This window comes from Morganella sp. Je.2.23 (assembly GCF_051129855.1).
In the GTDB taxonomy this organism is placed as follows: Bacteria; Pseudomonadota; Gammaproteobacteria; order Enterobacterales; family Enterobacteriaceae; genus Morganella; species Morganella sibonii.
Genome location: NZ_JBCPSQ010000001.1, coordinates 1,841,852 through 1,855,732, shown reverse-complemented (window position 1 = coordinate 1,855,732; position 13,881 = coordinate 1,841,852). Strand labels below are relative to the sequence as shown.

Sequence of the window (13,881 nt, the reverse complement as noted above, 5' to 3'; positions counted from 1 at the left end):
CTGCAATTTTATTTTTTGCTTCTGAAAGCAAATGTTGTTTTTCCCATTCGGATTTTACATGGTGGCTATGTGTTAAAACGGCATCGATATGACCTCTTTCCTTCTTCATTACGGGGTATCAATATGCAGTTATTAAGATACACATATAGCAAACCAAATTATTGGTTTGCTATACTTATTATCGTTTAAATGCTTTAGATATGCTTATGGATAATTTGTCAATATAAAAAAACAACATTGATATCAATAGTGTTAAGACTATCGATAATACTATCGATATTACCGTGTTATTTATACCTACCAGCATTAATGTATTTGATACTATATATATAGCACTCCAATGTACTAAATAAATTGGGAATGATAATTTTCCTAATTTTTGCAATATTTTTGCTGATAATACTTTTTTTATACCTGGACTTGAGACTACAACGTAAACAAATATGACACCGGCGATAGCATTTAACAGTGTGTATGTGTACTTACCAAAAAATAAGGTAAATATATAATAACTTGGCGAGTCTGAGTGAATGCCAGAAAAATATATGCCGATAAAAATTAATGGTAAATTAATTTTGTTTGGGAGGTTTTTTATATTTTTAAATATTAACATGCCAATAAGAAAGCAAAATATTCCACAAAATATATTAAAGCTTATTATTGAGCATAAAGCGGAGAATATACTCATTGAAATAATAGGTTTTTTTGTTCTGTATGAGATATACAAAAATATGGAACCATAAAACTCAATAGCCATAGTCCATAAAACAGGGTTATATTCTATTGAACCTCGAAGGTAAAATACAGAACGTACTGCACCATAATAAATTGCATTAAGTATACCCGGATTATCTACAGAGAGTGATTTATTAATTAAATTATCATCAATGCTTATATTGTATATCCGAATGATAGATATCATGAAGTAAGCTATTATACATGATGCAGCTGCAGGTATTGCTAATCTGACATACCTCGATATTATTAACTTTCCAGTACTAGTTGAATACTTTGAAGCTCCTATACTTAGCACTATTCCGCTCATTACAAAGAAGATATATACAGCTGTAGAGCCAGAATAAAAAAAACCAAAGGGGCTATTATGGAGCCATGATTGTATAACGTAGTCTTCTGGTATTTTAGATTCTCCAAAATTATGCAGATAAGGAAAATAAAGTAGTGTTATATGTGAAATAACAACAACAATACTGGCTATTCCCCTTAGCGAATCAAGATATGCAAGTTTCACCGATGAACCCATAAAAACATTCTCATTCTATAATTAAAAAGCAATTGTATTTTCACAATATTATACCATGATCATCTGTATGCTGTTGATACTACAAACGGATATAATTTAACTTCTTGGTGAGTGTTATAGTTAACTTATTGATATATAGTCTAAATCTATTCCCTTGATTTTTTGTGTAAAATGGTGTTAACCTATTGATATCAATATAATAATAAATAAATTTAAAATCCTCTTTGCAACACAAAGGGGATCGCATCGTTATGCCTGATGAAGTACAGGCTGATGATTCACTGTCTTATATTCAGGGCTATCACTACGATTATGAGCATGACCAGGCGACCGATCAGGCGGCCAAAGATATCGAACACAGGAAGATGAATAGTATATTTTATGATATTGCCGGTGTAGTAAGAGAAATACAGCTTTCCAGTATGCCGGTAGCATACAGGCGGAACTGAAAGCGGATATGACCAACGGTGATATCTGTGCCTATGCCCAAGGTGAAAGCGATAAGAAATTTCAGTTACCGGCTAATTATCTGCCCGCCGGTTGCAGCTATTCAAAAGCACAATCTGACAACCGTACATTTATCTGCTCACGATCATAATTTTGAGGGTTTGCATCAAGCTTTGATTACGGGATACTTACAGTGGCTCTTCGGTGTCTGTAGTAAAAACTTATATTATGCGGATGGATGGGGCGGGTAAGCTGATAAGATAAAGCAATGAAGGGCATAACCCTTCATTGCTGGTTTGAATTACTTAAATGGATTTTGGTATTTATCTAAATACCATTTTCCAAAAATAACTGATGCATAGTCGGTTAAATGTCCGACATCACGGTAAACAGGAATACCGTCAATATCTGTCAGACAGGATCCGTTATCACATTGAGTATCTTTAGGGTCAATCACTACCAGTGAAGGGTACTCTTTTTTAAGTGTCACAAATAGCTGACTGAACCATTCTTGTTCATCGCCGTTAAATGTGCCGGAATTACAATTGTTATTCCGGTAATCACGACGCAATTTTACATTCTGGTAAAAACAAGTCATAAAATTCTGTGGCATTGGGTTGATGGCTTTGAAAATAACCGGTTTTGCACCAGATTCTGTAATGATATTCAGTGCCTCCCGTAGTGCTTTTTCTGTACGTGATCTGGATTCTTTTACAGTTCTTGTATCACCTATCTGATTAATTACATTATCGCCGGCATAGTTAGCCCAGACCTCAGCAATAATGACATAATCATAATTCCCTGCTTTCACTTCATCATAATATTTTTGGGTATCATCATAGCAGCGTTGGTACACAGTATTTTTATAATTCCACCAGTCGTAAAGGTAGACGCCCGGTAGCGTCAGACAGGATGACGTTGCTTGTGCTTTTACATCCATATTGGCATCTTTTCCGACGACATCCATAAATCCCCAAAAATGATTGGAGTGTGAGTCACCAAATAAAAATGCTTTTTTATCCGCGTTTTTCTTTCCTGTATGGCAGACACCATCGGCTACTACACTATCATTACTAAGACATAATGAACGATTTTCATACTGATGATCTTTCAGTGCTTTTTCCATTTTCAGATACTCAGTTCCGAGTCTGAAACTGAATCCGGTGTTTTTTTCAGTAACTTTACTGAACACTAATGAAGTGATCACAGGAATAACGAATAAAATCAAAACGGTATACTTGAAGTTTAGTTTGGATTTTCTGAATTTATTTTCAATGTAACTATAGGAAATATAAGATAAAATTAGTGTAATTAGTATGGCTGATAATTTTTCGGTATCAGTTTCGAAATAACCGATATAACGTGCTGCAGCAAAAACAGGCCAATGCCATAAATAAAGGGAGTATGATATGGTACCAATAAAAACAATCATATTTATTGAAAGTACTTTATTTATGATGGTTTTGTTTTTTCCGGTGTAGATAATGATTGCCGCACAGATACAAACGCCTATAGTATAAAGGTTAGGATACCCGGGCAATACGGAATCACTGATTGCTATAAATAATAATATAAAAAAAGAAAATATAGATAGTATATTATCTGTTGTTTTTCTTCGTTTTTTTGTTTGAGGTATATAAGAAATAATCACCCCAATCATAAACTCAAAGATCCGGGTTGAGAATAAGTAGTAGCTTTTGGTTGGGTAATTACTTGATAAATATAATGATAAAGCCATGGTTAATAAAGAAATTAATAAAACAATACCTGCTTTGTTAAAATGATAACGATGACATAATCTATGTAACAAGAATAACGCTGGCGGCATAAAGAGATACCATTGCCATTCAATCGCCAGTGACCAGGTATGCAAAAGCGGAAGATATACAGAATCCTGTGCGGCATAACTTGTCGTTACACGGGAAAAATACTGATTAGATAAGAATAATGAGGTGTATTTCTCACTATTCATAGCATCAATATAATCATCGGGTAAATAAAGTATTGATGTTATCACCAAAACAAACAGCATTACCAATAGCAGTGCAGGCTGTAACCGCCAGAGACGGCGCCTGTAAAAATCAGAAAATGAAAAGCTATTATCAATAAGTTGCTGTCTTATTATTGATGAAATTAAAAATCCGGATATGACAAAAAATATATCAACACCAATAAACCCGGATGGAATTAAATTATCATAGCTATGGAATATCACAACGAAGAGAACAGCAATTGCTCTTAATCCATCGATATCTGATCTGTATTTAATTGACATAATAGTTAAGCTGTTATTCATATTAATTAATAAAAGTATACCACAGACATACTTTTACCTCTATAAACATCAACAGCTCTACATGGCCGGGAACAGCGATATTCTTCATAATAAAGGTAACTATATGCTGTGGGAGGATGTGCTCTCGCCACAGATCCGGAAAATAAACCGGACAAAAACGCAGTGGCCCAGACAACCGGGACATCAACAACAACACCATGAGCCAGAAAGCGATTACTGAGGCATTACAAAAAGCTGTTAATATCGACATTATTTACCCGGTAGGTGTGGTGATCTGGTTTGCACAAAGCAAGAACCCGGACAGCCTGTTTCCGGGCTCCAAGTGATCGTCTATCGGTGAAAATAAAACTATCCGGTTGGTGAACAGCAGCGGAAATGACAATGTTGCGCTGACAACTGCGCATTTACCTGCACACAGTTATGGTTTTTCAGGATTTACATCAAGCTTTGATTACGGGACTAAGACAATAAGCCATGGAGGGAGTTCCTGCTGGTGAAGGCGGACCGGCGGCGTGTACGTCGGGTACTAATTCAGCTGAAGGGCATAGCTACACTGTTGCGACAGGTGCTCATAGCCATAATTTTCCTGAACGACAGAAAATATGGTGAATAGTTTATCAGTATTAGTTGTTAATGCTAATGTAATCGGGGCGGTATCGTATAGGGTAATTCTGATGGGTAATTATAGCGGTATATGTGCATACCGCTATAATTTCGTGACTTATTTTCTTATAGCAGATTCAAATTCTTTAATGAACAGGTCATAATTCATGGTTTCTTTAGACCACTCCAGCGCACTTTTGCTAAATTGTTCATAATCTTCAATGATATTCATAATTGCTGATGTACATTTTTGAGGATCAATTAATTTAGGCGGTACAAGACAATCGTTAACAGGATCATAGACATCATGAGGAAAGTTAATATTTATCCCTGTTTCTTTGTAGTATTCTTCTGCTGAAATATCCGGGACGATACCAATACCACATATTTTATCTCTTACTGCTTCTGGTTGTCCATTCAATAAAGGGAATATGACTGGTACACCATTTGACATAGCTTCAATACATGATAAGCCGAAGGCCTCAGCAACGGGTGTACTGATATATATATCAATAGAGGAGTAAAATTTTTTCATATCATCCTGATAGCCAATGAATTTAATTTTTTCCTCTAACCCTAATTTAATAACTAACTTTATTAGGTCATCCTTTTGTTCACCATCTCCGGCTATAATTAACCTTGCATCTGTTCCCTGATCTGCAAGAGATTTAATACACAGAATTGCAATTCCAATACCCTTAAGGCCAACCAGCCGGGAGGCGACTCCCAAAGTAATAGGTTTTTCATTGTTAATCATTTTAGATGATAGCAATGGTTTTATTGGCAACCGGTTTATTACCGTATTTATCGGGCATGACAGATTAAATCTTAATTCCATGACTCTTTTTGATGCGTCAGAAACAGCAATGGCACAATCTAACTTTTTAAAAAAAGATATGGTTTTTTCATTGGCTTCATACTGCCAGGAGCAACCATGGTCATAGTAAACTAAAGTTGTATTTTGGGGCTTGTATGGTAATCGTGGTATAAAATCCCAAATGATAGTTATATCAGCCTTACTTTTCTTTATTTTTTGGACTAATGCAATTTTTCTTAAAAATGTTGGGTATTTTATTTTTGTATTACCGATAAAGTTTGAGAATTTAATTCTTAATGATGATACTTCATCTTTTATGTTTTTATTTATACTGTTGCTGGTGCATAATATTTCATTATCAAAAGAGCTGTTTTTTAAATATTCCAGAAAGAGACGTTCGGCACCACCAAATCCTTGTAAATTAATCAAATGTAATAATTTCATTCTATCTTTTCCTGTAATATTGTAAACTACATTAATTCTATATTAAATTTAATGAAAGAGCATTGTTCTTTTTGTTTTTTACTATCATTGCGGGAACACCAACAGCAGTTACATTATCAGGGATATCATGCACAACAACAGAGCCAGCTCCAATTTTAACATTATTTCCAATAGATACATTTTCAATAATACAAGTATGTGGTGCAATATAAACATTGTTTCCAATATTTGCTGCTTTCCCTTTATTTGACCCTATCGTTATTTGATGGCTTATATTAACGTTTTCACCAATGATTGCTGTCGGATTAATACATATACCGCCAACGGTTATATGTCCAATGTATAAGCCGCCACCAATAGATGTCTCAACAGGAAGGAATATGTTAAACTTTCTGCATTTTTTCCTATAAAAGAATCGTGATAGCTTCCGGATTGCTTTATTTCTGTGATTACTCAATCTGAACCAGAATAAAAAATTAAATGACTCATTTTTTCTGAATATTCTATAAAACGAATAAAATGTTAGTTTATTGCAGTATCTGGCAAAATCAGCAAACACTAATTTTTTTGTATCGTCATTATTGTACATATTCATGTTCATGGCCTTAATATCTTTCACAATATCATATCACATTTTTCGGTAGCCTATTGATATTCAAGCATAGAATAACACAATCTTATTGTACAATCATGATACAATTGCTTGAAATGATTCACGTAAGCAATGAATTTAAAAATTCCCCCTCCGGCAACGCTGTGCTGGTTCTGGCGGGGAGTCGTTTTCTGATGCCATTTCTCAATGATCTCCCCGGTTTCTGTGACTATCCGCTGATGCAGATCCTTTCTGCGCATATGTTTGCGGAACAAAACCAGATAACCATAAAGGCTATCCGGTTTTTACTGAGAAAATCAAAGTTCAGTAAATGTTGTTTTATCCAGGCAGTGTGCATAAACTTTGTATAAAAATACAAAATATAAAATCCCGAATGTGATTATTGACAGAATTGTCCACAGTATGATGTAACCGATCATTCCAGAAAGACTTATCTCACATTTGAGGCGGCAAATTCTGGTGTTATCACGTTTATCGACAACCTCAGTATTGTTCAGGATAAATTTTATGAGGTAATACGGAAACACCATCATGGCGAGCCCAAACGTAACAATGGACAGTAAAAGCCATATAATGAGATGGCCCAGTATATCTGTTGTGCCGGCCGTACACCGTAATTTTGCGTTTCGGAGATCGGGAGAAACCATTATTTATCTGCCTCTGTGGATTGAAATTAGTGCCTGCAGCATGTCTTTGCAGGTTAATGTCAGCGGTGGCGCTGTCTTCTGAATTAATAATTCCTGATAATTATACCGCCTGATAACGCTCCGTAAAGGCCAAATAATTTTGCGGTGAAGAGGGGCTATCACCACACCTCAGGCTATCAGTGGATAAACGCATTAAACGATTATAGCCCGAAAATGATAATCTGAGCCGGGAACCGTACTATTATTGCGGGTAAAAATACGGTTATCTGCTGATAAATACTCAGCAGAAATGAAAATAATGAAATAAACAAATAAAATTGAAAATGTAATGTATATCGTTTCAGTCAGTTATAAACAGGCAAGTAATATATAATATAAAAATGGTATTTATTTTAAAAAACAGAATGACAATACAAAGTCAGAGGTATCTGATGGATAACATATCACCGAATAATGTTCAGATCCTGGAGTTCGTGGAACGCCTGAAAACAGTAACAGGTCCTGAATTTTTTCATTATCTGAATGATAAAAAAGTCAAAACCACGTGTCTTATGTGCGGGCATAATGGCAGACAAATTATCGATGAAACACACTATACGACAGCGCAGGACAAACTGGATAGCAAGCCACCACAGACATTTGTCACTTTCTATTATCATACTCCGGGTATTCCGGCTGACAGTATAAATCATTACTATTATCGTCTTATTTGTGATAACTGTGGTTTTGTCTCCCAGCATAGTGCCAGATATGTCATAAACTGGCTGGATAAAAAAGAGCGTCGGGAACAGCAATTAACTGATAGTAAATGGAAAAATTCACCGGAAACTGTTATTGAAGAGCTGAACGAAGAATAACTGCAGCATAATGATACCGGGAGAGAATGCCCGGTTTTCTTTTTGTGTTTTCCGAACGGTTCTTTTTACTGCCATCTTCTTGTTCTGACATCAGAATGTTGTGATTTTTAAGAACTTTACTTTACCTTAAGAGCAAGGTTCAATGTCATACGCAGAATTACCTGCAGGAAAGGTAAACGGAGGGTGTATGGAAGACGGTTTAATGGTTATTGCAGGACTGGCACTTGTAGCTGCGGTTGCGGGTCTGATCAAGCCTTCTCTTGTGGGAATGAAAAGCCGTACAGGTGCATTATTGGGATATTTGATTATTTTTGTTATCTTTTTAGTACCTGCATTAATATTGATGCCTGATTAATGAAATATTATCTGAATTGTTCAGAGATTGTGGAGAGAACTTTATTAAATGTAAATATGGTAAAGTTATTTTCATCACATTGACCTTTCCCTTAGGGCAACCTTTATGATTAATTCCGTCAACCAGATATTAAAAAAGGAATGAATCATGAAAAAAACACTTATCCTCACTGCATTGTTATCCGGCATAATTACCTTTGGTGCTGCGGCAAATCCGGTATTATTAAGCGGTGATATGCATGCCGTTACCACGCCGGTACAGAAAGAGCTGGGTGATTCGATGATGCGTATGCATGATGATATGGCAAAAACATTATCCGAGCAAAATGCGGATATTGCCTTTGCGGAAGGTATGATTGCACATCATAAAGGCGCAGTTGAAATGGCAAAGATTGAACTGAAGTACGGTTCAGACCCGGAAATGCGAAAATTAGCTCAGGACATCATTGCCGCTCAGGATCCGGAAATAAAGCAGATGCAAAATTGGCTTAAGGATAATAAGCCAGCTAAAAAATAAAAATTCAATAATAATTACGGCATCTCTTTTTCAGATGTGCCGTTTTTTGTGTTTTTAGTGATGGATTTATTTATTAATCTCCATCCGGATCGCAAAAATAAATTTATCACGCTAAAATTTATATTTTGCTTGTAGACAAAATCCTTTCTGAGACATATTAAATATCCTGTGAATTGATGATGTACGACTCAATCTCTGATGAAGATTTCAGTATTATTATCAACCTGATTATTTTAAGAAAAGGATATTCTATGCCTGACCCGGAAATTATTGCTTTTTTTACAAAATACCCGGCTTTAAAAGAATCACCCGGGTTTTCCCGCCGGCACTGGTTATCTGATGCGGCGAAACGTGCGAAACAGCTGTCACTGACCACACATCCTCTGGCGTTCTCGCATCCCGGTGCCCGTAAACATCGTCACAAAAAAGTAAGTACAGTGCTGGCAGGTGCCGGTGTAAAAAAGAAAAATGATGGCTTCCTGCGATCCGGTAATGCGGAAGTTTCGCCGGATGCAGAAGGCAATGCGGCGGCACTGGAAATATACACATTTCTGATGCTGAGGATGCAGGATGGAAAGACGTTACTGACTCATCTGTGTGAAGAAAGTGAACTGGCAATAAAAATCCTGGGTAAAGAAGATTATCTGACATTACGCACTGGTTTTTTACAGATATTATCAGCAACAAAAACAACAGTAACCAGCCCGAAAATAAAGCAGGTGTTTTTTCCTGTACCGGATGACGGGAACACAACGGATTATCATTTGTTGTCGGTTCTGACACCGTCGGGGTTATTATTTGAACTGCGCCGCCGGCTTGAAATATCCGGTGTGTTTCCCCGCGATCTTGTTGTTATTCGTATCGGCGGCAGTAAACCACAAAATATTTCTGCACTTACTATACGCAATCAAGGAAAAGCCTTTTTGTTGTTGTCGATCCCGCCGGGAACGGTCTGTGCCGGAGATCCTTATCGTGTTCATTAATTATCTTCTGCTGAAAAATATAATGATTCAGAATGCGAATGCCTTATCCGGTGCACTGATTGCCGGTTTTCCGGCAGTCACTGCCTGGCTGGGATTTGTTCATGCACTTGAGCGAAAAGTGAGAGAAAAGGGATTTCCGTCAGTCAGGTTTAATGGCGCCGGTATTATCAGTCACGATTGTCATTTACGGTTGTATGCAGGATCAGGTGAATTGGCGTATTCCGTGCTTAATAACCGGAAGCCGCCTGATAAAAAAGGCAGAAATTCATCATTGATTGAGGAAGTATATTGTCATCTTAATGTTTCATTGTTTATCCGTGGTGAAAATACAGAAGAGAAAAATAAGGAATTTATCCGGGTTGTATCAGAGGCTATAAGAATACTGAAAATTGCAGGAGGTGATATCACGGATGCAGGTATTCCGGAGACAGGTATTATTCCGGACAATAAACAAGGATGGTGTGAATTACGACAACGCATAGCTCCCGGATATGCATTACTGGAACGACGGGATGTCATGATCAGGGCAATGAACAGCGGAATGGATGCAATGGCAGCATTACTGAAATATATCACGGTTCCCGGTTCGGGGCTGATTCCGGTGGTAACCGGCTATCAGGGGCTTTCTCCGCCGGGGACGGCGGAAAATGCCAGGGATGAAGGCATACCGCATCGCTTTGCGGAGAGTGTTATCACATTAGGTGAGTTCCGGCGGACAGATAAATTACGGAATCCTTCAGCTATGTTGTGGTGTTATCACTATTTACCTGATGACAATCTTTATCTGTGTCAGCAGAAAAATCATTAACGGAAAAGTATAAATGAAAGGAATCTGTAATATACCGTCCGTTTTATCATTCTCAAAAAAGCTTAGCCCCTCGGATGGCCTTTTTTCCGGAACATCACAGCAACCGGATTCTCCGGTTACTTCGCTGAATATACAGACGAGAACGGTACGCGGGACATGTGCTTTCCGCCGGACATCCCGCGGGACAGATAAAAGCAGGATATCTTCACCGGACATTCATGATCCGAATATTCAAAATATGGATTGTTGTATGCTCGGACCGGAGCAGGATGTGCTTATACTCCGTTTTTCACTGAAAATAACCGGCGGACTGCCATTTCCGGCTGCCTGTAATAATGAATGTTTTCGTCAGGATTATCAGGCCGTCATCAGAGATTATCTGAAAAGGGAACAGTGCAGGGAGCCATCAAAGCGGTATGCATATAACATTGCCTGCGGCCGTTTTTTGTGGCGCAACCGGATTGGCGCAGAGCATATTAATGTGGTTGTGGATAACCGCAGTACGGAAAAAAAGCAGCAATGGATATTTGATGCCGGAAAATACAGTCTTCGTCATTTTGAACAGACAGATAATTCAGTCAGAGATCTGGGGGGGCATATTGCCGCAGCACTGAGCGGTGATGAGGGGGCCTTATCACTGGTTATCACGGCCAGAGTCAGAACAGGAAAAGGGCAGGAGGTTTATCCCAGTTGTGAATTTGTGGTGAATAAAAGAAAGGGCGGAAAAAGCCGGATACTCTGCAATATTGACGGAGCAGCGGGAATGCATTCACAAAAAATAGGCAATGCTTTGCGTTCTGTGGATACCTGGTACCCTGACTTTTCTGATTTATCAGCCGGGGCAGGTGTTATTGCCGCTGATCCTTTTGGTGCGGTAACACATCTGGGGGCAGTATTTCGTCCGCCGGGATCAGGGCAGGATTTTTATACACTTTTTGAAAAATGGGTCAGCGGGAAAACACTTCCGGCACATGAAGAAAATTATGTCGTGGCAGTGTTAATCCGCGGCGGGGTTTTCGGCTGCGGAGGGTAAGCGGGTGAGATTTTATCAGACAATTACTATCCTGCCGGATGCGCTGATATCTGTTGTATTTCTCCGCCGTCAAATCTGGCAACAGCTTCATCTGGTACTGACAGAGAATAAAACCGGTAAAACGGACAGCTCTATTGCCATTGCATTTCCGGATTACTGCCGTGAGCCGAAAACGCCGGGGAACCGCCTGCGGTTGCTGGCACAGGATTATGACTCATTGGCAATACCGGCAATCTCTGCCCGGTTGTCTTCATTTTATCCTTATATCCGGTTAAGCCGGATTTTACCTGTTCCGGAAAAAAATCAGCCGGTCAGTTATGTCCGTGAGCATGTAAAAGGGTTACGGCGTTTTCAGAGTACGGGGAACGGGCGGTTGTTTATTCCGGAAACATTACCGTTTATCTGGACTGAATCCTTGTCAGGTAAAGGCCGTCACCGTCCGTTTCCTTTTTTCATCAGAAAACTGGAGGCTGAGTTTACGGCGGAGGGGACGTTTACCTGTTACGGGCTGAGCCATAAAAAAACGGAAAACGGAGTGATTGCAACAGTACCTCACTTTTGAGGCTGTTTACTGCCACGGCGGCAGCTCAGAAATAATTATGATAAAAAAATAATGTACTGCCGGAAATACCCCTGCACTCAGACAGGCAGGGGCGGCAGCGCTTACTGTACCGGCGGAGAAATGGTCAGTGACGGTGTGACACTGTGAGAACCGGGATCAACAGTAAAATGGATATCGGAGGAAAATCGTTTTTTCGGTGCCAGTTCCCAGACGACGCGTACCGGGAATTCACCGTATTCGGTTGGCGTACCGTGCAGATTGCCGGTTTTATCATTAAAGCTCAGGCCGATATTGCGCCGGAAATAGATGCCGAGAATCGCGACCGCTTTGCCGTCTTCCAGTGTTGCGGTTACCGGCGAGCTGAAAGGTTCGAGTAAGCGGGCGCGGGCAATACTGACGCGGATTGCCGGTTGTCCTGGAGAGGAGGCCGTTGCCCCGGATGCTGTATTTTCAGGCGGTGCCTTTTCCGCGACAGTTGTATTTCCGGCAGACTCCCGCTCAGTATCCGGTGCGGCCGGTGGCGGACTCTCTTTTTTTCCTGCCGCAAACAGCGCTGTCAGCCCCCAGGGTTTTTGTTCTGTGGCCGGGGATGAGAGATATTCTTCCGGGTCTGTCTCTGACAGCGGATTGTTTTCTGTATTGAATGACCAGTCGTGATTCGGTACAGGCTCACTGACCGGGGCGGATGCGGCAGCAATCTGAGGTTGTTCCGGCTCCGGGAGTTCACCGATAACCGGGGTATCCGTTTCATCAGTGTCCAGGTCGTCAAACAGCCAGTTGCCGTCCTTCAGCGGATCACTGAGGGTGACAGGTTCCGGGAAGAGGGATGTATCACTGAATACCGATCCGGCTAACACTGTTGTTTCATCAGTGTTATCAGCAGCAGGCAGTGCAACGGATTTTTCTGCATTGCCGCCGGCAAAAATATTGTCGTCAGCAAAAACATTGTTGTCAGAAAAAACATTGTCGTCGGCAGAGCAATTGTCGTCAGCAGAAAAATTCAGTGGTTCAGCAACGCCGGATTCGCCGGTAAGAAAGGCATGCGGACCAAATATGGAAGATAAACGATCGATCTCTGCGGAGGCTTGTTCTTCCTCTGAGGCAGACTGCGGTACTGTAACAGTATCATCCGTAATAACCGGTGCTTCCTGATCAGAAGAAAGAATAAGTGGTTCCGGTTCAGCTGCAAAAAATGCGGAATGAACGGTATCAGTATTTGTATCTGTATCCGAAGGTGAGTCAGGGATTTCCGCCGGGGCGGAAAGCGTACTGTCACTGAGCGGGCAGCCCATCATCATTTGCGGGTTATTGCGCTCATATTCATCCCGGGCTGCAGACAGTGAGACGGTTATTTCGCGGTATTTAATGTCAACCAGACTGCTGAGAATGAGCAGGGCGGCGCGGATGGTTTCATCATCACACAATGCCGTGATTTCTGCGTTGCGGATTTGGTGTCCGGCCTGTTCAGCTAACAGGGCACAGATTGTCCGCTTCTGATCGGATGTTATTTCCATTAACGTTTCCCTCTGTGACGCACTGATTGTCACGGTTTTTAGAACGGAACTTCGGGTGGCTTCTGCTCCGGCACTGATTACAGGCCGGACGTGTTCCCTGAACAACGGATGCCGGGAAATTATGC

The 13,881-nt window shown here is 39.9% G+C and carries 15 protein-coding genes; 9 read left to right on the top strand and 6 right to left on the bottom strand.

What is annotated here, in order from left to right:
* Positions 1-178: 178 nt before the first annotated feature.
* Positions 179-1,261: an acyltransferase family protein gene (locus tag AAZR23_RS09210; RefSeq protein WP_434692024.1), complete on the bottom strand. Its 1,083-nt coding sequence runs from the start codon at positions 1,259-1,261 to the stop codon at positions 179-181.
* A gap of 251 nt (positions 1,262-1,512) precedes the next feature.
* On the opposite strand from AAZR23_RS09210, the gene AAZR23_RS09205 reads away from it, so the two are divergent.
* Positions 1,513-1,710: a hypothetical protein gene (locus AAZR23_RS09205; protein WP_218426419.1), complete on the top strand. Its 198-nt coding sequence runs from the start codon at positions 1,513-1,515 to the stop codon at positions 1,708-1,710.
* A 299-nt stretch (positions 1,711-2,009) separates the two neighbouring features.
* Here AAZR23_RS09205 and AAZR23_RS09200 read toward each other — a convergent pair whose 3' ends face one another.
* Positions 2,010-3,983 (bottom strand): acyltransferase family protein, encoded by a 1,974-nt coding sequence (locus AAZR23_RS09200; RefSeq protein WP_434692021.1) that lies wholly within the window; start codon positions 3,981-3,983, stop codon positions 2,010-2,012.
* 218 nt (positions 3,984-4,201) lie between these two features.
* On the opposite strand from AAZR23_RS09200, the gene AAZR23_RS09195 reads away from it, so the two are divergent.
* Complete coding sequence (locus AAZR23_RS09195; protein WP_282102737.1) at positions 4,202-4,330, top strand: hypothetical protein; 129 nt, start codon at positions 4,202-4,204, stop codon at positions 4,328-4,330.
* 395 nt (positions 4,331-4,725) lie between these two features.
* Here AAZR23_RS09195 and AAZR23_RS09190 read toward each other — a convergent pair whose 3' ends face one another.
* From AAZR23_RS09190 to AAZR23_RS09180, 3 genes are all read right to left on the bottom strand, one after another.
* Positions 4,726-5,868 (bottom strand): glycosyltransferase, encoded by a 1,143-nt coding sequence (locus AAZR23_RS09190; protein ID WP_218426417.1) that lies wholly within the window; start codon positions 5,866-5,868, stop codon positions 4,726-4,728.
* 37 nt (positions 5,869-5,905) lie between these two features.
* Positions 5,906-6,487, bottom strand: a complete 582-nt coding sequence (locus AAZR23_RS09185; RefSeq protein ID WP_434692018.1) for a serine acetyltransferase — start codon at positions 6,485-6,487, stop codon at positions 5,906-5,908.
* A 290-nt stretch (positions 6,488-6,777) separates the two neighbouring features.
* Positions 6,778-7,128, bottom strand: a complete 351-nt coding sequence (locus AAZR23_RS09180; protein WP_046894866.1) for a DUF6693 family protein — start codon at positions 7,126-7,128, stop codon at positions 6,778-6,780.
* 473 nt (positions 7,129-7,601) lie between these two features.
* Between AAZR23_RS09180 and AAZR23_RS09175 the strand changes: the two genes are divergently transcribed.
* From AAZR23_RS09175 to cas6f, 7 genes are all read left to right on the top strand, one after another.
* Positions 7,602-7,985 (top strand): hypothetical protein, encoded by a 384-nt coding sequence (locus tag AAZR23_RS09175; RefSeq protein ID WP_247716649.1) that lies wholly within the window; start codon positions 7,602-7,604, stop codon positions 7,983-7,985.
* A gap of 187 nt (positions 7,986-8,172) precedes the next feature.
* Positions 8,173-8,340, top strand: coding sequence for a hypothetical protein (locus AAZR23_RS09170; protein ID WP_155402989.1), 168 nt, complete (start codon positions 8,173-8,175; stop codon positions 8,338-8,340).
* A 147-nt stretch (positions 8,341-8,487) separates the two neighbouring features.
* Complete coding sequence (copM, locus tag AAZR23_RS09165) at positions 8,488-8,856, top strand: CopM family metallochaperone (RefSeq protein WP_046894867.1); 369 nt, start codon at positions 8,488-8,490, stop codon at positions 8,854-8,856.
* A 251-nt stretch (positions 8,857-9,107) separates the two neighbouring features.
* Positions 9,108-9,839 carry a type I-F CRISPR-associated protein Csy1 gene (locus AAZR23_RS09160; protein ID WP_434692013.1) on the top strand — a complete coding sequence of 244 codons (732 nt, stop codon included), beginning with the start codon at positions 9,108-9,110 and terminating at the stop codon, positions 9,837-9,839.
* Complete coding sequence (locus AAZR23_RS09155) at positions 9,829-10,647, top strand: type I-F CRISPR-associated protein Csy2 (RefSeq protein ID WP_434692011.1); 819 nt, start codon at positions 9,829-9,831, stop codon at positions 10,645-10,647. Before AAZR23_RS09160 ends, AAZR23_RS09155 begins: the two co-directional genes overlap by 11 nt.
* A 13-nt stretch (positions 10,648-10,660) precedes the next feature.
* Positions 10,661-11,680: a type I-F CRISPR-associated protein Csy3 gene (gene csy3 / locus AAZR23_RS09150; protein ID WP_434692008.1), complete on the top strand. Its 1,020-nt coding sequence runs from the start codon at positions 10,661-10,663 to the stop codon at positions 11,678-11,680.
* Positions 11,681-11,684: 4 nt separating this feature from the next.
* Positions 11,685-12,242: a type I-F CRISPR-associated endoribonuclease Cas6/Csy4 gene (gene cas6f, locus AAZR23_RS09145; RefSeq protein ID WP_434692005.1), complete on the top strand. Its 558-nt coding sequence runs from the start codon at positions 11,685-11,687 to the stop codon at positions 12,240-12,242.
* Positions 12,243-12,343: 101 nt separating this feature from the next.
* Here the strand turns inward: cas6f and AAZR23_RS09140 are convergent, their stop codons facing one another.
* Positions 12,344-13,756: a hypothetical protein gene (locus AAZR23_RS09140; RefSeq protein WP_434692002.1), complete on the bottom strand. Its 1,413-nt coding sequence runs from the start codon at positions 13,754-13,756 to the stop codon at positions 12,344-12,346.
* Positions 13,757-13,881 lie beyond the last annotated feature (125 nt).

Coding starts and splice junctions, on each gene's coding strand:
- AAZR23_RS09210 (WP_434692024.1), bottom strand. CDS start 1,261: ATGGGTTCATCGGTGAAACTTGCATATCTTGATTCGCTAAGGGGAATA.
- AAZR23_RS09180 (WP_046894866.1), bottom strand. CDS start 7,128: ATGGTTTCTCCCGATCTCCGAAACGCAAAATTACGGTGTACGGCCGGC.
- copM (WP_046894867.1), top strand. CDS start 8,488: ATGAAAAAAACACTTATCCTCACTGCATTGTTATCCGGCATAATTACC.
- AAZR23_RS09160 (WP_434692013.1), top strand. CDS start 9,108: ATGCCTGACCCGGAAATTATTGCTTTTTTTACAAAATACCCGGCTTTA.
- AAZR23_RS09205 (WP_218426419.1), top strand. CDS start 1,513: ATGCCTGATGAAGTACAGGCTGATGATTCACTGTCTTATATTCAGGGC.
- AAZR23_RS09195 (WP_282102737.1), top strand. CDS start 4,202: ATGAGCCAGAAAGCGATTACTGAGGCATTACAAAAAGCTGTTAATATC.
- AAZR23_RS09170 (WP_155402989.1), top strand. CDS start 8,173: ATGGAAGACGGTTTAATGGTTATTGCAGGACTGGCACTTGTAGCTGCG.
- AAZR23_RS09190 (WP_218426417.1), bottom strand. CDS start 5,868: ATGAAATTATTACATTTGATTAATTTACAAGGATTTGGTGGTGCCGAA.
- AAZR23_RS09200 (WP_434692021.1), bottom strand. CDS start 3,983: ATGTCAATTAAATACAGATCAGATATCGATGGATTAAGAGCAATTGCT.
- csy3 (WP_434692008.1), top strand. CDS start 10,661: ATGAAAGGAATCTGTAATATACCGTCCGTTTTATCATTCTCAAAAAAG.
- AAZR23_RS09140 (WP_434692002.1), bottom strand. CDS start 13,756: ATGGAAATAACATCCGATCAGAAGCGGACAATCTGTGCCCTGTTAGCT.